The sequence below is a fragment of the Vibrio glycogenivorans genome (assembly GCF_051660965.1).
GTDB lineage: Bacteria > Pseudomonadota > Gammaproteobacteria > Enterobacterales > Vibrionaceae > Vibrio.
Window position 1 is genome coordinate 41,512 of the sequence record NZ_JBPVIS010000013.1, and the last position, 23,461, is coordinate 64,972.

Annotated in this window: 19 protein-coding genes; 1 reads left to right on the forward strand and 18 read right to left on the reverse strand. The window is 50.3% G+C overall.

Annotated features, from left to right (window positions below):
* Window positions 1-7 precede the first annotated feature (7 nt).
* The 4 genes from carA to secA form a co-directional block, all read right to left on the reverse strand.
* Window positions 8-1,147, reverse strand: coding sequence for a glutamine-hydrolyzing carbamoyl-phosphate synthase small subunit (carA, locus tag ACSTTG_RS20145; RefSeq protein WP_438460962.1), 1,140 nt, complete (start codon window positions 1,145-1,147; stop codon window positions 8-10).
* A gap of 480 nt (window positions 1,148-1,627) precedes the next feature.
* On the reverse strand, window positions 1,628-2,437 hold the full coding sequence (gene dapB, locus ACSTTG_RS20150; protein WP_438460961.1) for a 4-hydroxy-tetrahydrodipicolinate reductase: 810 nt from the start codon (window positions 2,435-2,437) through the stop codon (window positions 1,628-1,630).
* Window positions 2,438-2,609: 172 nt separating this feature from the next.
* Window positions 2,610-3,017 (reverse strand): 8-oxo-dGTP diphosphatase MutT, encoded by a 408-nt coding sequence (gene mutT, locus ACSTTG_RS20155; RefSeq protein ID WP_438460960.1) that lies wholly within the window; start codon window positions 3,015-3,017, stop codon window positions 2,610-2,612.
* Window positions 3,018-3,081: 64 nt separating this feature from the next.
* Complete coding sequence (secA, locus tag ACSTTG_RS20160; RefSeq protein WP_438460959.1) at window positions 3,082-5,811, reverse strand: preprotein translocase subunit SecA; 2,730 nt, start codon at window positions 5,809-5,811, stop codon at window positions 3,082-3,084.
* A gap of 373 nt (window positions 5,812-6,184) precedes the next feature.
* Here secA and ACSTTG_RS20165 point away from each other — a divergent pair, with 373 nt between their 5' ends.
* Window positions 6,185-6,643 (forward strand): DUF721 domain-containing protein, encoded by a 459-nt coding sequence (locus ACSTTG_RS20165; RefSeq protein ID WP_438460958.1) that lies wholly within the window; start codon window positions 6,185-6,187, stop codon window positions 6,641-6,643.
* A gap of 135 nt (window positions 6,644-6,778) precedes the next feature.
* On the opposite strand, the gene lpxC is transcribed toward ACSTTG_RS20165, so the two are convergent.
* The 14 genes from lpxC to rsmH all read right to left on the reverse strand — a co-directional run bounded on the left by lpxC (window position 6,779) and on the right by rsmH (window position 23,335).
* Window positions 6,779-7,696 carry a UDP-3-O-acyl-N-acetylglucosamine deacetylase gene (gene lpxC / locus ACSTTG_RS20170; RefSeq protein ID WP_438476007.1) on the reverse strand — a complete coding sequence of 306 codons (918 nt, stop codon included), beginning with the start codon at window positions 7,694-7,696 and terminating at the stop codon, window positions 6,779-6,781.
* Window positions 7,697-7,814: 118 nt separating this feature from the next.
* Window positions 7,815-9,065, reverse strand: a complete 1,251-nt coding sequence (ftsZ, locus tag ACSTTG_RS20175) for a cell division protein FtsZ (RefSeq protein WP_438476009.1) — start codon at window positions 9,063-9,065, stop codon at window positions 7,815-7,817.
* A gap of 32 nt (window positions 9,066-9,097) precedes the next feature.
* Entirely contained in the window at window positions 9,098-10,360 is a 1,263-nt protein-coding gene (gene ftsA, locus ACSTTG_RS20180) for a cell division protein FtsA (RefSeq protein WP_438460955.1), read from the reverse strand.
* Window positions 10,353-11,135 carry a cell division protein FtsQ/DivIB gene (locus ACSTTG_RS20185; RefSeq protein WP_438460954.1) on the reverse strand — a complete coding sequence of 261 codons (783 nt, stop codon included), beginning with the start codon at window positions 11,133-11,135 and terminating at the stop codon, window positions 10,353-10,355. The genes ftsA and ACSTTG_RS20185 overlap by 8 nt, the downstream gene beginning before the upstream one ends.
* Before the next feature lie 137 nt (window positions 11,136-11,272).
* Window positions 11,273-12,736, reverse strand: coding sequence for a UDP-N-acetylmuramate--L-alanine ligase (gene murC, locus ACSTTG_RS20190; RefSeq protein ID WP_438460953.1), 1,464 nt, complete (start codon window positions 12,734-12,736; stop codon window positions 11,273-11,275).
* Entirely contained in the window at window positions 12,737-13,810 is a 1,074-nt protein-coding gene (murG, locus tag ACSTTG_RS20195; RefSeq protein WP_438476010.1) for an undecaprenyldiphospho-muramoylpentapeptide beta-N-acetylglucosaminyltransferase, read from the reverse strand.
* Entirely contained in the window at window positions 13,797-14,981 is a 1,185-nt protein-coding gene (gene ftsW / locus ACSTTG_RS20200) for a cell division protein FtsW (protein ID WP_438460996.1), read from the reverse strand. Before ftsW ends, murG begins: the two co-directional genes overlap by 14 nt.
* 23 nt (window positions 14,982-15,004) lie before the next feature.
* On the reverse strand, window positions 15,005-16,333 hold the full coding sequence (gene murD, locus ACSTTG_RS20205; RefSeq protein ID WP_438476012.1) for a UDP-N-acetylmuramoyl-L-alanine--D-glutamate ligase: 1,329 nt from the start codon (window positions 16,331-16,333) through the stop codon (window positions 15,005-15,007).
* A 1-nt stretch (window position 16,334) separates the two neighbouring features.
* A complete protein-coding gene (mraY, locus tag ACSTTG_RS20210; protein ID WP_438476014.1) occupies window positions 16,335-17,417 on the reverse strand; it encodes a phospho-N-acetylmuramoyl-pentapeptide-transferase in 1,083 nt (360 codons plus the stop codon).
* Window positions 17,414-18,781, reverse strand: coding sequence for a UDP-N-acetylmuramoyl-tripeptide--D-alanyl-D-alanine ligase (locus tag ACSTTG_RS20215; RefSeq protein ID WP_438460949.1), 1,368 nt, complete (start codon window positions 18,779-18,781; stop codon window positions 17,414-17,416). Before ACSTTG_RS20215 ends, mraY begins: the two co-directional genes overlap by 4 nt.
* Complete coding sequence (gene murE / locus ACSTTG_RS20220) at window positions 18,778-20,268, reverse strand: UDP-N-acetylmuramoyl-L-alanyl-D-glutamate--2,6-diaminopimelate ligase (RefSeq protein WP_438460948.1); 1,491 nt, start codon at window positions 20,266-20,268, stop codon at window positions 18,778-18,780. Before murE ends, ACSTTG_RS20215 begins: the two co-directional genes overlap by 4 nt.
* Window positions 20,269-20,280: 12 nt before the next feature.
* Window positions 20,281-22,053, reverse strand: coding sequence for a penicillin-binding transpeptidase domain-containing protein (locus tag ACSTTG_RS20225; protein ID WP_438476015.1), 1,773 nt, complete (start codon window positions 22,051-22,053; stop codon window positions 20,281-20,283).
* Window positions 22,050-22,367: a cell division protein FtsL gene (gene ftsL, locus ACSTTG_RS20230; RefSeq protein WP_438460946.1), complete on the reverse strand. Its 318-nt coding sequence runs from the start codon at window positions 22,365-22,367 to the stop codon at window positions 22,050-22,052. Before ftsL ends, ACSTTG_RS20225 begins: the two co-directional genes overlap by 4 nt.
* Window positions 22,368-22,384: 17 nt before the next feature.
* Complete coding sequence (gene rsmH / locus ACSTTG_RS20235) at window positions 22,385-23,335, reverse strand: 16S rRNA (cytosine(1402)-N(4))-methyltransferase RsmH (RefSeq protein WP_438460945.1); 951 nt, start codon at window positions 23,333-23,335, stop codon at window positions 22,385-22,387.
* Window positions 23,336-23,461 lie beyond the last annotated feature (126 nt).

Consider the following 23,461-nt stretch of genomic DNA (forward strand, 5'->3'; position numbering starts at 1 on the left):
CTCCAACTTACGCTTTATGTTCTTTGATGAGTTCAATGAAGTGGTCAAATAGCGGCGCTGCGTCATGTGGACCAGGGCTCGCTTCTGGGTGACCTTGGAAGCTAAATGCTGGCTTATCAGTGCGGTGGATACCCTGCAATGAGCCATCAAATAGCGATACGTGAGTCGCACGTAGGTTCTCAGGTAGGCTTGCTTCATCAGCCGCAAAGCCGTGGTTCTGAGAGGTGATCATCACTACGTTGCGGTCAAGATCTTTAACCGGGTGGTTAGCACCGTGGTGACCGAACTTCATCTTCACCGTTTTTGCACCAGACGCGAGTGCTAGGATTTGGTGACCTAGACAGATACCGAAGATTGGCAGGCCTTTTTCTAGGAACACCTTGGTCGCTTCAATCGCGTAAGTACATGGTTCTGGGTCACCAGGGCCGTTTGATAGGAACACGCCATCTGGGTTCAGTGCTAGCACCTCTTCTGCTGAGGTTTCAGCAGGTACTACCGTTAGGCGACAGCCGCGGTCAACCAGCATACGCAGGATGTTGCGCTTAGCACCGAAGTCGTAAGCCACAACGTGGAATGGCAGTTCGCTGTCATCTTTCGCTTCTGGCAGGCCGCCAGTCAGCGTCCATGAACCTTGCTTCCAAGGGTACGCTTCTTTAGTCGTCACAACTTTCGCCAAGTCCATGCCTTTCAGGCCTGGGAACTCTTTGGCTTTCGCTAGTGCCAGTGCTTCGTCGATGTTGTTACCAGCGACGATACAACCGTTCTGAGCACCCTTCTCACGTAGAATGCGCGTTAGTTTACGCGTGTCGATATCAGCGATACCAACAATGTTCTGTGACTTAAGGTAATCAGAAAGAGACTGTTCATTACGGAAGTTAGAAGCGATAAGAGGAAGATCGCGGATCACAAGGCCTTGGGCGTGGATTGAAGAAGATTCTTCGTCTTCGGAAGTAGTTCCGGTATTGCCAATGTGAGGGTAAGTAAGGGTAACGATTTGCTGAGAATAAGAAGGATCAGTGAGGATCTCTTGATACCCCGTCATTGAGGTATTAAAAACGACTTCACCAACGGACGAACCATCTGCGCCAATGGAAACTCCGTGGAACACTGTCCCATCTTCTAGGACCAACAGTGCTGACTTGCTCAAGACAACCTCCAGAATAAATATGCAAAGAAAATAGATTTAAATGCTAATCCGTCTTCGTTCTCGCGATAACGCATCAGAATCAGGTAATGCAGACAAATTGGCGGTATTCTAGTGACCGACCTCACACCTGTCAAGAAAAAGCCCAAATAAAAACCCCCATTTCATCGCTGATGAGACCAAATGCCTTATAGCCACTAAAAAAGACACTTTTAGACGATGAAAAAGTCAATTTCATGAATATTTGGTGAAGCGTGCTGCTGTTTATCGATCTACAAAGAGATATAGCAATCAAACCAGAATAGCAAACGTTGGCTTTAAAAGTTTATTTATAGTTTTGGGAGCTTAATGACAAAAACCCAACTAAAGCAACAAAATAGACATTAAGTGATGTAAAAATACGCAAAGGAAGGAGGAGTTTTGGCGAAAAATACACCAGGGAGAGGAATATGCGCCAACTGCTGTTAGCGCATAGTTATGTAATTATAGATTATTCAAATCTAACACATCAGTCATGGTGTAAAAGCCCGCAGGTTTGGCATCTAGCCATACTGCTGCTTTAACCGCACCGTTAGCAAAGGTCATACGGTCGGTCGCTTTGTGAGAAATCTCAACGCGCTCGCCAATGTCAGCGAACATTGCAGTATGCTCACCGACGATATCGCCAGCACGGATGGTGGCAAAGCCAATCTCGTCCTTAGTGCGCTCACCGGTAATACCTTCACGCGCATACACGGCGACATCACTCAGCTTATTACCCATTGCCTCAGCGATCGCCTCGCCCATACCGATCGCGGTTCCTGATGGGGCGTCGACTTTGTGTCTGTGGTGAGCCTCTACGATCTCGATGTCAGTGTAATCACCCATCACTTTCGCTGCCTTTTCAAGCAGCTTAAACACTAGGTTTACGCCAACACTGTAGTTCGGTGCCATCACCACTGGAATTTGCTCAGCGTATTGATCAATAAGCTGACGCTCTTGCTCACTAAAGCCCGTGGTGCCAATCACAATCTTCTTGCCGTGTTTCTTACACAGCTCAAGGTTAGCGAGTGTGCTCGCTGGTGTGGTAAAGTCGATAATCACATCAAAAGCGTCGACACTATTTTCTAGACTATCAACCAAAACGATATCCAGTTTACCCTCGCCACACAGTTCACCGACATCAACACCAATCAGTGATGATTCTGGACGCTCAGAGCCACTGCCCAAGCGCGCTTGTTGGTTACTCAAGGTTGCTTTAACCAAGTTTGTGCCCATGCGACCTGCAGCACCTGCAACTGCAATTTTTACCATTGCTTTTTCTCCATTCTTATCATCTACACCAGCTTAATCCATTGCTGAGTATTGTACGCCGATGGCCATGGCTATTCATGCCATCAATTCGTTCAGTCAACCAATTTCCATTTGGGGGATCCTGACGTGCCATCTAACCTAACAACAAATCTGTTGCCTGGCTAGTGGTGAGTTAGCTTTCAGGCGTGAATTGTTCTATTACCTGATGCAAAATGGGTACATTGGCCTCCGGAAAGGCGTAGTTGGTTAGCTCATTTATCCTCACCCACTGCCCCTCTTGCCCCTCTTTGCCGTATGGCTGACCTTCAAACTTTTCAACTGAGATAAAATCAAACATCAGTGACTTCTCGGGGTAGTCATATTCGAGATGCTGGAAATGGGTCTGTCCCGTCACGCGAATACCGATCTCTTCATCAAGTTCACGCGCAATGGCCTGCTCGATACTCTCACCGCTCTCGACCTTGCCGCCAGGAAACTCCCAAAAGCCTCCTTTGTGTTTGTCATCGGGTCGTTTGGTAATGTAAATCTCGGTTTTGTCCTGATTGAAAATAATCCCAGCCACAATATGAGTGCGTTTCATCATTTCTCCTGATACAAAAAGAGCCGCCTAGGCGACTCTTCACAATATGGACATCAAGTGTCAATTAGCTAATTTTGCCGTGACACTGTTTGTATTTCTTACCGCTACCGCATGGGCAAGGCTCATTACGCCCCACTTTTCGCTCTTCACGAACCATAGGTTGATTGCTGTCCGCTTGCTCTTGCTCACCGTCTGCCAGTTGGTTCTCAGCACTTGCGTGCTGGGCTTGGGCAAGGCGTGCTGCTGCTTCTGCTTGAGCACGGCGCTGAGCTTCCATACGCTCCACTTCATCTTGGCGCTGCACGCGAACACGAGATAGCACCTGAATAACATCCATCTTCAGCGTATCCAGCAGACCTTCAAACAGCTCAAACGACTCACGCTTGTACTCTTGCTTTGGATTCTTCTGCGCGTAACCACGCAGGTGAATGCCTTGACGTAGGTGATCCATTGCCGCAAGGTGCTCTTTCCACAGCGTATCTAGTGTCTGAAGCATGACTGACTTCTCAAAGTTACGCAGCACTTGCTCGCCAACCACGCTCTCTTTCTCTTTGTAAGCCTCAACCGCTGTCTCAAGGATCTTCTCGCGAAGTGCCTCTTCATACAGTTTGTCGTCATCATCGAGCCACTGCTTAACCGGCGCGTCGAGATCAAAGTCGTTCTTCAGGCGCTCTTGCAGCCCTTCAACGTCCCACATATCTTCAAGAGATTGCGGCGCAATGTACTCATCGATCACGCTGGTGATCACATCCTGACGGTTGTGCTCAATCATGTCACTGATGTCGTCAGCACTCATCAACTCATCACGCAGCTCGTAAACCACTTTACGTTGGTCGTTCGCCACGTCATCGAACTCAAGCAACTGCTTACGGATATCGAAGTTACGGCCTTCTACTTTACGCTGCGCCTTCTCGATTGAGCGAGATAGCATCTTACTCTCAATCGCTTCACCCTCGTCCATGCCGCTTTGGATCAAGCTTGCCATGCGATCAGAGGTGAAGATGCGTAGCAATGAATCTTCCATCGATAGGTAGAAGCGCGATGAACCTGCATCACCCTGACGGCCAGAACGTCCACGCAGCTGGTTATCAATACGACGAGACTCGTGACGCTCAGTACCGATGATGTGTAGACCACCGGACTCCAGGACTTGGTCATGAACGACTTTCCAATCAGCCTTAATCGTATCGATCTGCTCTTGCGATGGGTTATCGAGCTGATCAACTTTCGCCTGCCAGCTACCACCCAATACGATATCGGTACCACGACCGGCCATGTTGGTCGCAATCGTAACCGCACTTGGCATACCAGCTTCAGCAACGATTTCCGCTTCTTTCTCGTGGAATTTAGCGTTAAGAACGTTGTGTTTAATGCCCGCTTTTTTCAATGCGTTTGACAGTAGCTCCGATTTTTCAATCGATACTGTACCCACCAAAGACGGCTGACCTTTTTCAACACGCAGTTTGATGTCTTCGATGATCGCGGCAAATTTTTCTGCCTCAGTACGGTAGACCACATCCGCCATATCATCACGGATCATCGGCTTGTTGGTTGGGATCACCACGGTCTCCAGACCGTAGATAGATTGGAATTCGAACGCTTCAGTATCTGCGGTACCTGTCATGCCCGACAGTTTTTCGTACAGACGGAAGTAGTTCTGGAAGGTGATCGATGCCAGAGTCTGGTTTTCATTCTGGATCTTCACGCCTTCTTTGGCTTCGACTGCCTGGTGCAGACCTTCAGACCAGCGACGGCCCGGCATAGTACGACCTGTGTGCTCATCAACAATAACTACTTCACCCTCATCGGTGACAATGTAGTCAACGTTACGCTCAAACAGCACGTGGGCACGAAGCGCAGCATTTACGTGGTGAAGAAGGCTGATGTTAGCTGGCGAGTATAAGGTGTCACCCTCTTCCATCAGACCGTTTTTCATCAGTAGCTCTTCAACGAACTCCTGACCGGTTTCAGTTAAGTGAACCTGCTTGGATTTTTCGTCAACCGTGTAGTGGCCATCACCGCGGTACTCTTCTGAGTCCTCTTTGTCTTGCTTCTCAAGCGATGGGATCAACGTATTGATGCGCGTGTATAGCTCAGAGCTGTCTTCCGCTGGGCCTGAGATGATCAGCGGTGTACGCGCCTCATCGATCAGGATTGAGTCCACCTCATCGACAACCGCGAAGAAACGCTCGCGCTGCACGCGGTCTTCACTGCGAAACGCCATATTGTCACGCAGGTAGTCAAAACCAAACTCGTTGTTGGTACCGTAAAGAATATCGGCTAGGTAAGCCTCTTTCTTCTCTTGCGGCGCCATGTTTGGCACGTTCACGCCAACAGACATACCCAAGAATTCAAAAAGAGGACGGTTGGTCTCAGCATCACGCTTTGCAAGATAGTCGTTCACCGTTACGACGTGAACACCTTTGCCCGCAAGGGCATTAAGATAGGCTGGCAGCGTTGCAGTCAGCGTCTTACCTTCACCGGTGCGCATTTCTGCAATTTGACCTGCATTAAGCACCATACCACCAATCAGCTGCACGTCGAAATGACGCATACCGTAGACACGCTTTGATGCCTCACGTACCGTAGCAAATGCCTCAGGAAGAAGTTGATCCAGTGACTCGCCTTTTTCAATACGCTCACGGAACTCTACCGTTTTCGCTTTCAGCTCATCATCACTTAGGGCTTCAAAAGTCGGCTCGTAGTTATTGATCTCTTTTACAATTTTTCTTAAACGACGCAAGGTGCGATCGTTGCGGCTACCAATAACTTTGGTCAGTAACTTAGTTATCATTTTCTGTGAATCTCTCGTTGTCCAATCCCAATTGGATCGCTTAAAGCCTTGAGTCTCTGTCCGTTGTCGTCATTTCTCTATTCTCGCGTCACGAGCAATGCAAAACTAACAATACTGAGATATACCATATAACGACCATATGGTGACAAGGGGCATTATTTTCAAGGCATCAAATCAAAAAGTGATGACAGTTTAAGGAAATTTTGACTTAACGACCAATTCTGCGTGCATTTGTTTGACTCACAATTAGTTTTCAGCCGATAACTGCTGCGAATATAAACAGTGATTCCGGTTTGACGTGCCTGAAGCTAGTGGTTTTCGTGATTGTGGCGTAACATGACAGGGGTATCTAGTGACAAAGCAAAGGATAACTATGCGTGACCACCGCCCCACCTCGACCTCCGAGATCGCCAGTAGCGACACGCTAAAAAAGATCCAAGACAAGGCACAACAGATCTTAGCGGTTCAACAGATGATCAAAACGATCTTACCTAAGGGCGTGGAAGATCACTGCCGTGTTGCCAACATTGATGACAACGTTTTGATCATAGAAGCGGCCTCAGCCGCGGTGAAGATGCGACTCGACTACGACCGACTCAATATCCTCAATCAAGCCCGTCACTTAGGCTATGCGCGATTGATGGCTATCGAGGTTAAGATCAATCCAGAGATCTATCGCCAGCGTCACCAAGCACCGGTAGCGAAAAAGCGCGAGCCGATCTCAGAGAGCGCTGCCAATAATCTCATGCATATCGCAGCCAATGCACCGGATAAAGTCCGCATCCGCCTCGAACGGATCGCTCAACTGTCTAAGCGACGCAGTGACCAATAAGCTGGGTTAAACCATTCAATTATCGACGGTGGTGCAGAACTCTTCAAAACCAGCAGAAAAGTAAGTAGAGAAAAACAAGCAGAAAAGAAAAAACCAGGCTAACGCCTGGTTTTCAATAATTCTATTTTAGCTTGCTTATGCAAAGACCAAATTTGGCTCGCCGAAGGCGACAGGTGAACCCACCTCTTCTTCAAAGGTTGCCCACTCCCACGCTTCTTGGTCAGCAAGCACTGCGCGCAGTAGTTGGTTGTTCAAACCGTGACCTGATTTGTAGGCACGCAGCTCACCAACAATGGCGTGACCACACATGTACAGGTCACCGATCGCATCAAGCACCTTGTGAGTCACAAACTCGTTTTCAAAACGCAGACCTTCTTCGTTAAGAATGCGGTACTCATCCAACACGATCGCGTTGTCGAAGCTACCACCTAGGACTAGGTTTTGTGACTGTAGGTATTCGATGTCGCGCATAAAACCAAAGGTACGTGCGCGAGAGATCTCTTTAACAAAGCCCTGAGATGAGAAGTCAAACAACATACGTTGCTCATCGCTATCAATCGCCGGGTGGTCAAAATCGATCTCGAAATCCATACGAAAACCGTTGTAAGGCACAAGCTCAGCCCACTTATCCCCATCTTCGATGCGCACAGGCTTCTTGATGCGAATAAAGCGCTTAGCGATATTTTGTGTCTCAACACCGGCTTGCTGGATCAGGTACACAAACGGGCTCGCACTGCCATCCATGATTGGGATCTCAGGTGCGTCTACTTCGATAATAACGTTGTCGATACCCATACCCGCAAGCGCTGCATTTAAGTGCTCTACGGTTGAAATACGCACACCCTGGTCATTAACCAAAGCGGTACACAGCATGGTATCGCGAACAGATTCCGCATTTGCCGGAAAATCTACGGGTGGGTTCAGGTCAGTTCGACGGTAAACCACACCGGTATTGGCAGCGGCTGGACGTAGCGTAAGCGTGACTTTACGACCAGAGTGGAGACCCACACCGGTTGTTTTCACTATTTCTTTTAATGTACGTTGTCTAATCATCTGCTTGCCTCTACAACAATATTACAAACGGCGTTTGTGTCCGTTAGCAGCTAGTGATCGTACCAGCTTCTTGACCAAAGTCAAATTTTGACTCTGGCAAGAAGTTGACGTGGTTCAGTTAGTCTGCTTGGCGACGCAAGAAAGCCGGAATATCGAGGTAGCCATTTTCCTTCTCTTGCTTCGGCGCCGCAGCACTTTGGCTGCTGGCATTACCAACGCTTGGAGCTGCTGGTTGCGCTGCCGCTGGGTTTACCTCAGGGGCACTTGGCTGCACGCTTGGTTGCTGTAAATTAGGCGCAATTTTCTCTTCTTTCGCCGCAACGGTCTGCTGCTGAGCCGCAACAGGTGCCGCTTGTGGTGCTGCGGCCGCTTTCGCTTTACCGCCTGCAACCAGTGTGATGTCTGGTTTACGCTCATTACCGATGCCTGTAGCCACCACGGTTACACGGATCTCATCAGCCATATCTGGGTCCAGAGACGTACCGATAACCACAGTCGCGTTGTCAGAGGCAAAGGCTTTAACCGTGTTACCAACGATTTCAAACTCATCCAGACGCATATCTAGGCCTGCGGTGATGTTCACCAACACACCTCTGGCACCGGCTAGATCGATATCTTCTAGTAGTGGGCTTGAGATAGCCATTTCTGCGGCTTCTTCGGCACGGTCTTCGCCCTTGGCGATACCACTGCCCATCATTGCATGACCCATTTCTGACATCACAGTACGCACGTCAGCAAAGTCGACGTTGATCATACCAGGACGAGTGATCAGCTCAGCAATACCTTGAACCGCATTTTTCAATACGTCATTCGCACTCGCAAACGCTTCAAGTAGCGTAATGCCACGGCCAAGGACTTTGAGCAGCTTTTCGTTTGGAATTGTGATCAGAGAGTCAACGTGCTTTGATAGCTCGTCAATACCCTGCTCAGCAAATGCCAGACGTTTTTTACCTTCAAAGCTAAACGGCTTAGTTACGACAGCAACCGTCAGAATACCAAGCTCTTTGGCAACTTCTGCAATGACAGGCGCCGCACCGGTACCCGTGCCACCGCCCATACCAGCAGCGATAAATACCATATCAGAGCCAACCAGCTCTTCCTTGATACGCTCTTTATCTTCCAATGCCGCGTCACGACCCACCTGTGGGTTGGCACCAGCACCTAAGCCTTTAGTGATATCACCACCAATCTGGATAACACTATTTACAGTGGTCTTACGAAGAGCCTGAGCATCGGTGTTTACAGTCATGAACTGCACACCTTCAATAGACTCTCTCACCATGTGCTCAACAGCATTACCACCGCCGCCGCCAACACCTACGACTTTAATTACCGCATCGTCTGACATTTCATTCATCGGTTCAAACATTTGTTATCTCCGTTTTGTCCCTGTTGTTCAGGTTAAAACTCTTTTTGTATCCAATTACGCAAACGACCAAATAGATTCGAGACTGACTGACGTCTTGGCTCGCTGAACTCTACTTCGTCCCCTACTTGGCTATCCTTTGCATAATGAAGTAATCCAACTGCCGTCGAGTGGTACGGCTCTTTGACATAATCAGTCAGGCCGCTGACCTCTAGGGGTTTACCTACTCGGACTTGGTTGCGGAACACACGCTCCGCACACTCAACTAATCCCTCAATCTGCGCAGCACCGCCGGTGAGTACAACACCAGCGGCGAGGTGGTGTTTAATCCCCTCGTCACGCAGCTTAGCTTGAACTGAATCAATAGTTTGATTAACCAAACCCATCAACTCAGTGTAGCGTGGCTCTATCACTTCCGACAGCGTTTGTCGCTGTAAACTTCGAGAAGGACGTCCCCCAACGCTTGGGACATTAACCGTATCGTCTTTGCTAACTAATTCACTCAGCGCACAACCATACTTGACTTTAATTTCTTCGGCATCGCCAACGGGTGTGCCAAACGCAAAGGCGATGTCACTGGTCACGGCATTACCGGCATAGGTAAACACTTCGGTATGACGCAAAGCGCCACCTGTCCAGATGGAAATATCCATCGTGCCTGCACCAATATCGACCACACACACGCCCAATTCGCGTTCATCTTCGGTGATCACTGCATTGCTTGCGGCGTAGCCGGAATACACGAGGTGCTCAACTTTCAGTCCACAACGCTCAACGGCTTTGATGATATTTCGCGCCATGTCATTGTGACAACTGATGATATGGACACTGACCTCCATGCGCACGCCCGACAAACCAAGTGGGTTCTTGATCCCCTCTTGATAGTCGATGGTGAATTCCTGCGGAATGACATGCAAGATCCGTTGCTCTTCACCAATTTTAATCGATTTTGCGGTATGAATGGCGCGATCCATGTCATCTTGGGACACTTCTTCATCAGAAATAGTTCCCATCCCCTTCTCGATTCGACTCGCAATATGGCGACCAGAGAGAGAAAGGTATACTGAGCTAATCTGATGCTCAGACATCAACTCTGCTTGATCAATCGCACGCTGTACCGACTTAACCACGGATTCAAGATCATTCACACCGCCCTTGTCCATACCACGAGATGGACTTGTACCGGCACCGATAATATTGATCTGCCCATCAGGAAGCACTTCGCCCACCAGAGCAGATACTGTCGCTGTACCGATATCCAAACCAACAATGATGTTGTCGTCACTGGCCTTAGTCATTCGTAATCTCTTGTTCTATGTCCTGTGGTGGAAACCAACCTATCGCGGCTCCCGTATCATATCGAAGGTCGATGTAACTCACGCGCTGTGCCTGCTCGCCAAGCTGGTGATAAAGAGATACAAAGCGCGCTATGCGCTCATCGAGTGACTCTTTGCCAAGCTCAAGCCGCATACCATTATCCAGTATGATCTGCCATGCACGCCGCTCATTGAGCACCAGCGAGGTGATCTCTAAATCAAGCCTGGTGAAGACCTGCATCAAATGTCGCCAAGTCTCCATCACCTCTACCTGAGTATCCATCGGTCCGTATAACTTGACCTTGTCTTCTCTGAGTAAACCAATGTCACCATCAAACAGCTCCCCCTGCGGGTTCAGTAGCACCTGACCGTTCCAAATTGCCTCTGCACTGTGTTCAGTGAGAAAGACTTTGATCGTATCGGGCCACTGCTTGCGAATTGAGGCTTGAGCCACCCATGGCAGGGCTTGAACCGACTGCTGGATGACATCCACATCTTGAGACATAAACGTGCCAATATGATCAATATTCGACAGCGCTGTTTGGACGTCTTTCGCGGTCACGTAGTTCATCTCTCCCTGTAACAGGAGCTTTGACAGAGGGAGGCGATGCTCATCCCACATCCAGGAAACTACGGAGTGAAGTAGAAAGGAAAACAACAACAAAACCACCAGCAAAAACGTCAGCCCTGGGGCATGTTTTTTTACTAGTGATCTGTTTGTGTGGCTCTCTTCCGTTTGAAGGGTGTCTAGCAACACTCTGGCAATCCTTTCAAAGACGCCCCTTTTCTCAAGGGTTTATTCACTTGCTTTAACCTTGGGATTATACAAAGGCATGAAAAAGTAGCAAACAAAGATAGCAATAAATCACAATGGGATGTGATTTATGGCTCGATTCAATCACTAGCTGCCATTTTATTGACATTCAGCTCAAGTTTTGCCAATTTTTTCGCCACTTTACCGACATCTCCGGCACCCTGTGTCAATACTAGGTCACTGTCTTGAATGATATTTGCCAGCACACTTGGCAGAGAATCTTGCTCTGCAACAAAGATTGGGTCGATTCCACCGCGAGCGCGAATCGTTCGACACAAAGATCGACTGTCGGCACCCGCAATAGGTTGCTCGCCCGCAGAGTACACATCAAGCATGATCAGCACATCGACTTGAGACAGGACATTGGCAAAGTCATCATAGAGATCGCGAGTACGGCTATAGCGGTGCGGTTGGAAGATCATTACTAAGCGCTTATCCTCCCAGCCATTACGAGCCGCCTTGATGGTCACATCGACCTCGGTTGGGTGATGACCGTAATCATCTACCAGCATCGCCTCACCTTTACCAGTATCGAAGCTGCCTAAGTGCTCAAAGCGGCGCCCAGTGCCCTCAGTGCCCACCATCGCGGCTAAGATAGCCTGATCGGAGATATCATCCTCGGTGGCCACTGCAATGGCAGCCGCAGCATTAAGGGCGTTGTGGCGGCCAGGAATATTCAAGGTGATATCCAGGTCAGCGCAGCCGCGGCGCGTGACGGTAAACATACCTTGCTGACCTTGCTGGCGATAATTAGTGATCTTGACGTCCGCATCGTCGGAAAAACCATAGGTGATCACCTGGCGGCTCACCTGAGGGATCAGTTCGCGCACGACTTCGTCGTCAACACACATGATGGCTTGTCCATAGAATGGCAAGTTATGCAGGAAATCGATAAACGTCTGCTTGAGGGTCTGGAAATCACCACCGTAGGTGTCCATGTGATCCGCTTCAATATTGGTCACGATGCTGACCATTGGCTGAAGGTGCAAGAAGGAGGCATCACTCTCATCCGCCTCAGCAATCAAAATACGACTTGAGCCGAGACGTGCATTGGTACCGGCACTTTTTACCAGGCCGCCGTTAACGAATGTCGGATCAAGACCCGCCTCTGAATAAATCTGGGTAACCAATGCTGTTGTGGTAGTTTTACCGTGCGTACCCGCCACTGCGATACCATGGCGAAAGCGCATCAGCTCAGCCAGCATCTCTGCGCGACGAACGACGGGGATACGCGCCTCTCGAGCGGCAATAATTTCCGGGTTTTCTTCGTTAATTGCCGTCGAGACTACGACAACACTGGCCTTAGCCACATTACTACTCTGGTGGCCAATAAACACCTCGGCCCCTTTTTCAACCAAACCCTGAGTGACTGCATTCTCGGCGATATCTGAGCCTGTGATCTGATAACCCTCATTGAGCAGGACTTCGGCTATCCCGCTCATACCTGCGCCACCAATACCGATAAAGTGAATGCACTTCACCCGGCGCATCTCTGGCACCATGGCACGAATCTGAGCTAAATCTTGTTTATGTTTGATGGTCATCTATTTATCTCGTTGTTCAGTTATATCGACGATAGCCTTAGCCACAACCTCATCGGCATTAAGCAGAGCAGCTGCGCGTGCTTTTTGCGCCATATCAAGCAATGCCGAGCGATCAAGGTTGCGAATAGTATCAGCCATTTTGCCAACTGTTAAATCTGGCTGCTCAATCATGTACGCACCGCCCACTTCTACTAGGTGATCGGCATTGAGTGCCTGTTGACGATCTTTATGCATAAAGGGGACAAACACCGCGCCCACGCCGGCAGCAGACACCTCAGACACCGTCAGTGCACCTGAGCGACACACGACTAGATCGGCCCACTGATAAGCACCAGCAACGTCATCGATAAACTCACTCACGGTAAATTTCTCGACCTGAGATTGTTGATACTCCGCTTCCACTTGCGCCTGATTGCCTTTGCCTACTTGATGAAAGATTTCAAAGCCCTGACCGAGCTCCGCCATCACTTTCGGCAAGGTTTGGTTGAGTATCCTCGCGCCCTGACTGCCTCCCATCACTAGAATGCGAATATCGCCGTCCCGCTCAATCAATCGACTATCAGGATGGGTAATACTGGCCACATCGCTACGGACTGGATTTCCCACCACTTGTGCATCAGTAAACGCACCGTCAAAAGCCTGAAACACTCGCGTCGCAATCTTAGATAGCCACTTGTTAGTCAACCCAGCGACGGCATTTTGCTCATGCAGCACGACAGGCACCCCTGATAACCATGCCGCAACACCACCTGGTCCACTCACATAGCCCCCCATACCAAGCACAGCGTCAGGCTGCCAACGCTTGATGTAGCGGCGTGCTTGAAGAATCGCATTAGCGATCTGCCATGGTGCTTGGAGAAGCTTAAGCACGCCCTGACCGCGCAGGCCTTTGACCTTGATAAAATCAATCTCAATGCCGTACTTGGGCACCAAATCGGCTTCCATTCGGTCGGCGGTGCCAAGCCAGCGGATCTCCCAGCCTTGCTGTTGCAATTGCTTAGCGACAGCCAATCCAGGGAAAACGTGACCGCCGGTTCCACCAGCCATCACTAATAATCGTTTATTTTTTTTCATCATGTTGTTCTTTTTGTTGCTCTGTATCGCCAATCGCCGCCAAGCGACACTCGAAGTCGATTCTTAATAGGATTGCGACGGCGATGGCCATAATGATAAGACTTGAACCACCGTAACTGATAAGAGGCAGAGTTAACCCCTTGGTCGGTACCATCCCCGCTGCCGCGCCGACATTGATAAGGGTTTGAAACGCAAACCAGATGCCGATACCAAACCCTAAGTAGCCGCCAAAATTCTGCCCTTGCTCGAGTGCACGTTTACCGATAAACACCGCTTTTAACACCAAGCTAAAGATCAACATCAGGATCAGCACAACACCAATAAAGCCGAGCTCCTCGGCCAGCACGGCAAAAACGAAATCGGTATGTGCTTCGGGAAGATACTCTAACTTTTGAATTGAGTTACCCAAGCCTTGACCAGACCACTCACCGCGTCCAAACGCCATAAGTGATTGGGTGAGCTGATAGCCGCTACCAAATGGGTCTTGCCAAGGGTCGAGAAAGGAGGTGACGCGACTCATGCGATACGGCTCAATCCAGATCAACACACCAACGACAATCAAGCCAGCGAGCATTAAACCAATAAATTGAATCAGCTTGGCACCGGCGACAAACAGCATGCCAAACAGGGTCACTAACATTACAACAACCGTGCCTAAGTCAGGCTGCCTGAGCAGCAGTGCCGCAAGTAAGCCAAAGATAAAGATAGGTTTAAAGAAGCCGCCAAAAAACGTTTGCCGCACTTCACTGTGCTTTCTCACCAAATAGCCGGCCATGTAGATAAACAGCGCCAGCTTGGCCACCTCAGCAGGTTGGAGATTGAAAAGCCCCAGCGGGATCCAGCGAGAGGCACCATTGACCGACTTACCCACTAGCAGCACCACAAAAAGAAGTAAAAACGCCACCCATAGCAACCAGTGGCTATAGCGCATCCACCTGTCGAGCGGGATTTGCACCGTCACGGTTGAGACGCCCATGGCAAGTATTAGGAATATCGCGTGGCGAATCATAAAATGGAACGGTTGATCCGTAAGTCGGTAACTGACCGGAAAAGAGGCTGAGGTCACCATAACCAACCCGACAACCATTAAACTCAGTGCAATCCACACCAGTTGTCGGTCATAGAGGGGAGGTTGATTCTCAGAGGTAAACCAGGTCGTAACGCGCTCCATTCGTTCCTTCACAGCGAACTCCATTAGAAAGAGGTGTGCTCCAATGCCAGACGGGTAAACGCTTCTCCACGTGCAACAAAGTTGGCGTACTGATCAAAGCTCGCACACGCCGGTGAAAGCATCACGATATCACCCGGTTTGGTCAGCGGAGAGATTTTGCCTATAGCTTGCTCCATGGTCTCAAAAAGCTGTGCACTTGGGTGCAACGCCGTAAACTGCTCTGCATCTTGCCCATAGCAACACAAAGAGACATCCAGTTCACGCAGTGCCGGCTCTAGTGGCGAAAAGTCGGCGCCTTTGCCTACACCACCCACCAGCAAGTACAGGTGCCCATCACATTTTAGGCCGGAAAGCGCAGCCAGGGTACTGGCTACATTGGTCGCTTTGGAGTCATTAACCCAACGAACCCCCTGATGCTGTGCCACGACCTGACAGCGATGGCTTAATCCATTATAGCGCTGCAATGCCGCTTGATAAGCTTGGCGTTCAACCCCGACGCTGTCGAGTAATGCCACCACCGCCAAGACATTCGCAATATTATGTCGCCCCACCAACGCAAGGTGATCCACCGCAACAAACGGCTGCGCGTCGACAACGATCCACTCCATCCCATCGATGGCTTCCACGTGATAGTGGGCCTTGCTATCAGACAGAGAAAAGGTTTTTTGATTAAGACCTGAGCGCTCTGGCAGTGTCTGCGGATCATCAAGATTGACGATAGCACGCTCGGCATGACTATAGATGCGCTGCTTGGCTGCGAGATAATCCCCCATCCCCTGGTAGCGATCCATATGATCTTCGGTCAGATTGAGGAAAGCGGCGCCTTTGAGCTTTAAGCTCGATGTCGTTTCAAGCTGAAAGCTAGAAAGCTCAAGCACATACAAATCGACATCGGCAGCAATAAGATCCAACGCTGGCACACCGATGTTGCCACCCACCGCCACGTTCCAGCCAGCGGCTTTCGCCAGTACGCCGGTTAAATCGGTCACCGTACTCTTACCATTAGAGCCAGTGATCGCAAGCGTAGGCGCACTAACATGCCAAGCAAACAGCTCAATATCCCCTACCACTCTCACACCACAGGCGATCGCCTGCTGCAGTTCGAGCGTCGCTAGCGCAATGCCAGGGTTAGCCACAATCAGGTCGGCCTCGTTGAGCCATTGCTGTTGCCAACTGCCAGAGTGCAGGCGAGTCTGTGCATCGAGTTGGTCTGCATTCGGCGGCGTCTGGCGGGTATCAATCACGCGCACCGAGATGCTTGGATGATATTTCCTCAGGTAATTAACCACCGAGAGCCCGGTAATACCAAGCCCAACCACAACAACGTTCGAGATCCCCTGCCAGTGATTCATATTAACGCACCTTCAAGGTTGCAAGACCGATCAATACCAAGACGATAGAGATGATCCAAAAGCGCACAATCACGCGCGGCTCCGGCCAGCCTTTGAGTTCGTAGTGGTGGTGGATTGGTGCCATGCGGAAGATACGTTGACCACGTAGCTTGTAGGAGCCAACTTGGAGGATAACCGACAAGGTCTCCATAACGAACACGCCCCCCATGATCACCAAAACAAATTCCTGGCGAACCAATACCGCGATAGTGCCCAATGCGCCGCCAAGCGCTAGTGAGCCGACATCGCCCATAAACACTTGAGCTGGGTAGGTGTTGAACCACAAGAAACCCAGCCCGGCCCCGACGATCGCGGTGCAGACAACAACCAGCTCTGAGGCGTATGGGATGTAAGGAATGTTCAGGTAAGCCGCAAAGTTCACGTTACCGGTTGCCCAGGCAATAATGCCAAAACCGGATGCCACCAATACGGTTGGCATGATTGCTAATCCGTCGAGACCATCGGTCAGGTTGACCGCATTACTGGTGCCAACAATCACAAAATAAGTCAGGACGATATAAAACAGACCAAGCTGCGGCATAATGTCTTTAAAGAACGGCACCACAAGCTGAGTCGCCGCGGTGTCTTTGCCATGTGCGTACAGCGCAAAGGCAACAATCAATGCAATCAATGACTGCCAAAAATACTTCCAGCGAGCAATCAGGCCATCCGTGTTCTTGCGCACGACCTTGCGATAATCATCGACAAAACCCACGGCACCATAACCGCCAAGGACAAACAGCACCGCCCAGACATAAGGGTTAGATAGGTCAGACCAAAGCAATACCGTGACCACGATGGCGGTCAGGATCATCACCCCACCCATGGTCGGTGTGCCGCGTTTGCTAAAGTGCGACTCTGGACCTTCTTCACGCACCACCTGACCAATTTGCAGCATTTGCAAGCGCTTGATCAGGCGTGGTCCCATCCACAGTGAGATGGTCAGTGCGGTTAAAATACTGACAATCGCGCGAAACGATAGGTATTCAAACAGGCGAAAAAAGGAAAAATATGGCTGGAGTAACTCAGCAAGCCAAATAATCATGCAACTCTCTCCTTCAGAGCATTTGCTACCTTGAACATGCCAGCACTATTGGCCCCTTTGACAAGCAAGGTATGTTGTTCTGTTTTGTCTAATGACGATGAGAGCTCATGTCGAATAAACTCAATCATCTGCACGTGGGAATCAAAGTGGCGACCTTGGCACTCTTCGCTGATCACTCGTGCATCATCACCATACGTCAAAACGTAATCAAAATTGAATGGTGCAGCATGTTGTCCAAGTTGACGGTGAAGTTCAAGACTTTGTTGACCTAATTCCGCCATATTCCCCAAAATTAGCCAGCGTTTACCCTGCAGCTGGCCGAGTAAATCGATTGCGGCGCCCATCGCCGGAACGCTGGCATTGTAGCTGTCATCGATTAAACGAATGTGTTCAGTCAGCTCAATCGTCTCCACGCGACCTTTCACCGGCGCCAATTTAGTCAGTCCGCTGGCGATCTCGTCCAAACCAACACCAAATTGCATGCATAACGCACAGGCAGCCAGCGCATTAGCTACATTATGCTGACCAATCAAGTTAAGCGTCATCGCCGTGCAACCTTTTGGTGTGTGTAAGGTAAAGCTTGGGTAACCCTCGCTGTCGACTTGCACCGCACTGGCATACACATCCGCCTCTTGACTTGAAGCAGAGAAAGTCACCACGCGCTTGTTATCCAGCAGTGTTTTCCACAGCGCCCCGCCGTGGCTATCGAGATTAACAATCGCCACCTGATCGCCTACCAAGCCCTGGTAGATCTCACCTTTGGCCTGCTTTACGCCATCTAACGAGCCAAAGCCCTCCAAGTGCGCGGCGGCGACATTATTGACCAAGGCCACACTTGGCTTAACCAATTGAGTGGTATAGGCAATCTCACCGATATGGTTGGCGCCAAGCTCAATCACTGAGTAGTCGTGCTGATAGGTGGTGCGCAGCAAGGTCAGCGGTACGCCGATATCGTTGTTAAAGTTGCCGGCAGTAAACAGCACCTGGCCTTTTTGCTCCAAAATAGCGGCACACATCTCTTTTACTGTGGTCTTGCCACAGCTGCCGGTAATCGCCAACGTTTGGGTCTCACACTGCTGATGGACCCATGCAGCCAAGCGCCCTAGCGCCAACTTGGTATCTTGCACCACGACCTGAGTAACATCAGCGTCAATTGGACGCTCTACCAGCACCGCACTCGCCTTTTCGGCCAATGTGGCATCAATAAAGTCATGGGCGTCAAAGCGCTCACCAACCAAGGCAATGAACAAGCATTGTCCTTCAATGCTTCGTGAGTCGGTTGATACCGTGTCAACTTGCCCATCTTGTCCATACAAGCGGCCATCAACAATCTGAGCCACTTGGCTGAGGCTAACTTGGATCATAGAGTCACTCCGAGTAATTGCGCCGCGGTCTCGCGGTCTGAGTAGTGCACCTGACCATGAGCAAAGACTTGGTAGTCCTCATGACCTTTACCGGCAAGCAAGACGATATCTTGCGCCGTTGCATGTTCGAACGCATACTGCGCCGCCTGAAAACGGTCATGCTCAACCACCACCGATTGCGGCGCGCGCAAACCGGCACGCATATCTTCAATAATTAAGTGAGGGTCTTCGCTGCGGGGGTTATCGTCAGCCAAAATCACATGATCGGCAAGTCGCTCTGCTGCAGCTGCCATCATTGGACGCTTGCCTTTGTCTCGATCGCCACCACAGCCGACCACCACCCAAAGCTTGCCCTGGCAATGAACACGCAAGGCCGCAAGGGCTTTTTCTAGGGCATCGGGGGTGTGTGCATAGTCAACGACAAATTTGGCATGTTGAGGGTGACTGAACAACTCCATACGACCAAGCACAGGCGTTAAGTGAGGCGCGGTCTCAATCAAGGTATCGATATCAATGCCCAGGCTCAGTAAGGTAGTAAAGGCCAGGAGCACATTGCTGGCATTAAATTCACCAATCAAGGGCACAGAAAGCTGACCATTGCCAAACTGACCACTGAAGTTAATCTTAATGCCACTAGTCGCGTAATCTACCTGAGTGGCATACACCCCTTGCTGATTCGCCTCAGTGCAAGATAAAGACACCGGAATAGCATCGCTCAACTGGGCAGCCCACGCTTTGCCCACCGCATCATCAATATTGATCACCGCGCATCGACAATCATGCTCCGTAAACAGTTGCAACTTGGCTGCCGCATACTCTTGCATGGTGCCGTGATAATCAAGGTGATCACGGCTGAGGTTGGTAAAAACGCCAGCAGCAAATTCGAGTGCCTTTACTCGGCCTTGAACCAAGCCATGAGAAGAGATCTCTAACGCGGTGTACTCAGCCCCCTGCGCATCGAGTTCGGCTAAGGTTTTCTGGATCTCAATCGCACTGCCAGTGGTATTGATGGCTGGCTGCAATTGGTCAAGAAACCCATTACCTGTGGTACCCATGACCGCGGTCTTTTTTCCAATCAAGGTTAGCCACTGAGCGATCAATTGGCTGATCGTCGTCTTGCCGTTGGTACCCGTAATACCAATCAATTGCGTGCTCATATGGCGATAGAAGCGGCCGGATAATTCTGATAAGCAGTGTTGTAACCCATCGATATACACCACTAGAGCCTGCTGATGTTGCTCACAGCGGCCATGTTCCTCTTGGGAGGACGCTTGAGCCAAAACCAGTTTAGCCCCCGCAGCCAGTGCTTGCGGGATATAGTCTCGGCCATCCATGCTGTGGCCTTGGATTGCTACAAAGCAATCGCCAGGGCGAACCTGGCGACTGTCGAGATGCAAGTCACCAACTGTACGCTGTGCGTAAGGTGACTGCGAAAGATCTAACCATGGCGCAACGAGATACGCCAAATCTACAGATTGAGTTTGCACCTGAGATTACCTTTACTCGTTCTTAAAACGATTTTCATCTGGCGTCACATTAAGGATCTGCAACGCGCCTTTCATAATATCGGCAAACACCGGCCCTGCGACCGAGCCACCATAGTAGTTATCACCCTGTGGTTCATTGACCACCACCACGAGCGCGAGTCGTGGATCACTCGCCGGCGCAACACCGGCGGTGTAAGCAAAATATTCATCGGTATAACCACCGGCGGAGGCTTTACGAGAGGTACCAGTTTTTGCTGCGACTCGGTAGCCAGGAACGGCCGCTCTGGTCGCGGTACCACCAGGCTGAGTCACCGTTTCTAGCATGGTCAGGACATTCTTAGCATGGTTGGGATCCATCACCTGCTGCGACAGATCAAGCTGGTTATTTTCAATAATGTGAACCGGCTGATATAACCCATAATTGCCCAGTGTCGCATAAGCATGAGCGAGCTGCAGCGGCGTTATTGATAGACCGTAGCCAAAGGCGAGTGTCGCGATCTCAAACTGTGACCAGCGGCGACGGTTAGGGAAAATACCCGTGCTCTCACCAATCAGGTTGAGCCCCGAGGATTGGCCAAATCCGACCCCACTGTACATATCAAGTAGCGCCTCAAGTGGCATATCCAGTGCTAATTTGGCGACCCCGATATTACTCGACTTCTTCAAGATGGTGGTGAGATCAGCCTCGCCGACCTTGGAGATATCACGCACACGACTGCCACCAAGCTGCATAATGCCATTACCCGTATCGATAACGGTATCATAGTCGGCACTGCCATTTTCCAGCGCCGCAAGCACGACAAAGGGTTTGACGGTTGAGCCAGGCTCAAAGGCGTCTGTGATGACCCGGTTACGCATCTTAAAGCTTTGCAGGTCATTGCGGTTATTTGGGTTGTAGGAAGGGGCGTTGACCATGGCTAACACCGCGCCCGACTTGACATCAATCAACACGGCCGAGCCAGAGGTCGCTCGGTGATCCGCCACCGATTGCTTTATTGCACGATAGGCGATGGCTTGCAGACGCTGATCAATGGTTAGCGTCAGTGGCTTACCCTCTTCACGCTCTTCTAGCGCAATGTTTTCCACCACACGCCCGTAACGATCCTTGCGAATGATCCGCTTGCCCGCTTCACCTGACAGCCATTTATCGTAGCTGCGCTCAACCCCTTCAAGACCTGAGCCATCAATACCAGTTACACCAATCAGGTGAGCACTGACCTCTCCAGAGGGGTAGTAACGGCGAGACTCTGCTCGCAGACCAATACCCGAGAGCTTCAACTCACGCACATAGTTGGCCATCGCTGGGCTAACTTGGCGCTGCAGGTAGATAAAACGGCGACTCTTGTTATCACTGATGCGCTCGAGCATCCGTTCACGGTCAATACCCAAGACATCTGCCAATGCATGCCAGCGATCAAGATTGGCAAAGCCCCCCTCGCGAAAAATAACCACCGGGTCTGCGGTCACCGCCTGGACCGGGACACTCACCGCTAGGGGCTCATCATTGCGATCAGAGATAATACCGCGCGCAGAGTGCAGGGTTTTGGCACGGACCGAGCGCATATCACCCTGCTTGATAAGGTTATCCGGCTCAACAATCTGAATATAACCAATGCGTCCGACTAGGGCGATAAACACGACAAAAACAGCAACCAGCACAACGTAAAAGCGCCACTTGATCAATGGCGGCTCTTCTTTATTAACGACTTTTTTTTCAGCAACTTGTTTATTGGCGAGTTGCGACTTGGTCTTTTTGCTAGCGGTCGACTTGGACTTTGCGGTCATTTTAGTGATACCAGGACTTCCTTATCTGCGTCAGGTCGCCTCATCTCGAGCTCTTGAATAGCCAGTTGCTCAACTCGGCTGTGTTCAGCAAGGGCGGTTTCTTCAATCAACAAGCTGCGCCATTCGTTATCCAAGCGCTCACGCTCCATCAGGGCATGGTCTTTCTCACTGATTGCGCTCCGTGCCTGATGAGTCACAAACACCACCGCCATCGCACTGACCAAAATCGTCACGAGCAGCACCAGCGGAACACGTCCTGCAGTGAGCACATCAACAGCTATGATCTTGGCTAGGTTAGGGGTATTGTCACTCATCGCATTCAATTATTCAGTTAGAGTTTCTCGGCCAGTCTTAATACCGAACTGCGTGAGCGAGGGTTGATCTCGACTTCATGCGCAGAGGGTTTGATGGCCTTGCCGACCGCTTTCAGGTTGGCACTGCCAAGTGCTTTAATTTGTGCCTCCGTCATCGGAATGCCATGCGGTACCTGCGGCCCTTGGCTCTCCTTACGGATAAATCGCTTCACCATGCGATCTTCAAGCGAGTGAAAGCTGATCACAGATAAACGACCCTGTGGCGCCAGGATACTCGCCGCGCCCTTAAGCGCCGTGTCGATTTCTTCTAGCTCACTGTTGATATAGATACGAAATGCCTGGAACGCGCGCGTGGCTGGGTGCTTCTTCTCTTTGAAGCTCTTTGGTGCCGCCTCTGAGATCAACTGAGCAAGCTGTCCGGTGCGCGTCAGAGGCTCATTTTCCTCATTCTCACGATACGCCACAATCGCCTTGGCAATGCGGCGAGCGTGTTTATCTTCACCAAATTCGCGGATCACCCAGGTAATGTCATCCAGGTCTGCCTCGAGCAGCCACTGTGATACAGGGATCCCTGAGGTAGGATCCATCCGCATATCCAGCGGGCCATCCTTCATAAAGCTAAAGCCACGCTCTGCATCATCCAGCTGAGGTGAAGACACACCAAGGTCGAGCAAGACACCATCGACCTTACCCTCTAATCCATATTGCTTGGCATACTCTGCCATACCAGAAAAAGGCCCGTGAATAATGGTAAAGCGTGGGTCATCAATTTTATTTGCCTCTGCGATCGCTTGCGGATCGCGGTCAATACTATATAGACGACCATTTTCTCCTAACTTTGAAAGAATTGTGCGGCTGTGTCCACCACGACCAAAAGTTCCATCGATGTAGATACCGTCAGGCTTAATCGCGAGACCGTCAATCGACTCGTTAAGGAGAACTGAAATATGTTGGAAAGATTCGCTCATGGTTGTCTCATTGGCTAGTGCCTCGCCCTATCACAGGGAGATGCGGCAAATTTTTAATTAGTTGTCATCAGTGTACTGATTTAAGCCTATATCGCCACTATTAGCATTACCCAGGTCGTGATTTAA

Excerpts from the sequence above, each read along its gene's own strand:
- murC (WP_438460953.1), bottom strand. The coding sequence starts at position 12,736 with ATGACCATCAAACATAAACAAGATTTAGCTCAGATTCGTGCCATGGTG.
- mraY (WP_438476014.1), bottom strand. The coding sequence starts at position 17,417 with ATGATTATTTGGCTTGCTGAGTTACTCCAGCCATATTTTTCCTTTTTT.
- ACSTTG_RS20225 (WP_438476015.1), bottom strand. The coding sequence starts at position 22,053 with ATGACCGCAAAGTCCAAGTCGACCGCTAGCAAAAAGACCAAGTCGCAA.
- murD (WP_438476012.1), bottom strand. The coding sequence starts at position 16,333 with ATGAATCACTGGCAGGGGATCTCGAACGTTGTTGTGGTTGGGCTTGGT.
- mutT (WP_438460960.1), bottom strand. The coding sequence starts at position 3,017 with ATGAAACGCACTCATATTGTGGCTGGGATTATTTTCAATCAGGACAAA.
- murG (WP_438476010.1), bottom strand. The coding sequence starts at position 13,810 with ATGAAAAAAAATAAACGATTATTAGTGATGGCTGGTGGAACCGGCGGT.
- dapB (WP_438460961.1), bottom strand. The coding sequence starts at position 2,437 with ATGGTAAAAATTGCAGTTGCAGGTGCTGCAGGTCGCATGGGCACAAAC.
- ftsL (WP_438460946.1), bottom strand. The coding sequence starts at position 22,367 with ATGAGTGACAATACCCCTAACCTAGCCAAGATCATAGCTGTTGATGTG.
- lpxC (WP_438476007.1), bottom strand. The coding sequence starts at position 7,696 with ATGATTAGACAACGTACATTAAAAGAAATAGTGAAAACAACCGGTGTG.
- ACSTTG_RS20165 (WP_438460958.1), top strand. The coding sequence starts at position 6,185 with ATGCGTGACCACCGCCCCACCTCGACCTCCGAGATCGCCAGTAGCGAC.
- ftsZ (WP_438476009.1), bottom strand. The coding sequence starts at position 9,065 with ATGTTTGAACCGATGAATGAAATGTCAGACGATGCGGTAATTAAAGTC.
- ACSTTG_RS20215 (WP_438460949.1), bottom strand. The coding sequence starts at position 18,781 with ATGATCCAAGTTAGCCTCAGCCAAGTGGCTCAGATTGTTGATGGCCGC.
- ftsW (WP_438460996.1), bottom strand. The coding sequence starts at position 14,981 with ATGGAGCGCGTTACGACCTGGTTTACCTCTGAGAATCAACCTCCCCTC.
- secA (WP_438460959.1), bottom strand. The coding sequence starts at position 5,811 with ATGATAACTAAGTTACTGACCAAAGTTATTGGTAGCCGCAACGATCGC.
- ftsA (WP_438460955.1), bottom strand. The coding sequence starts at position 10,360 with ATGACTAAGGCCAGTGACGACAACATCATTGTTGGTTTGGATATCGGT.
- rsmH (WP_438460945.1), bottom strand. The coding sequence starts at position 23,335 with ATGAGCGAATCTTTCCAACATATTTCAGTTCTCCTTAACGAGTCGATT.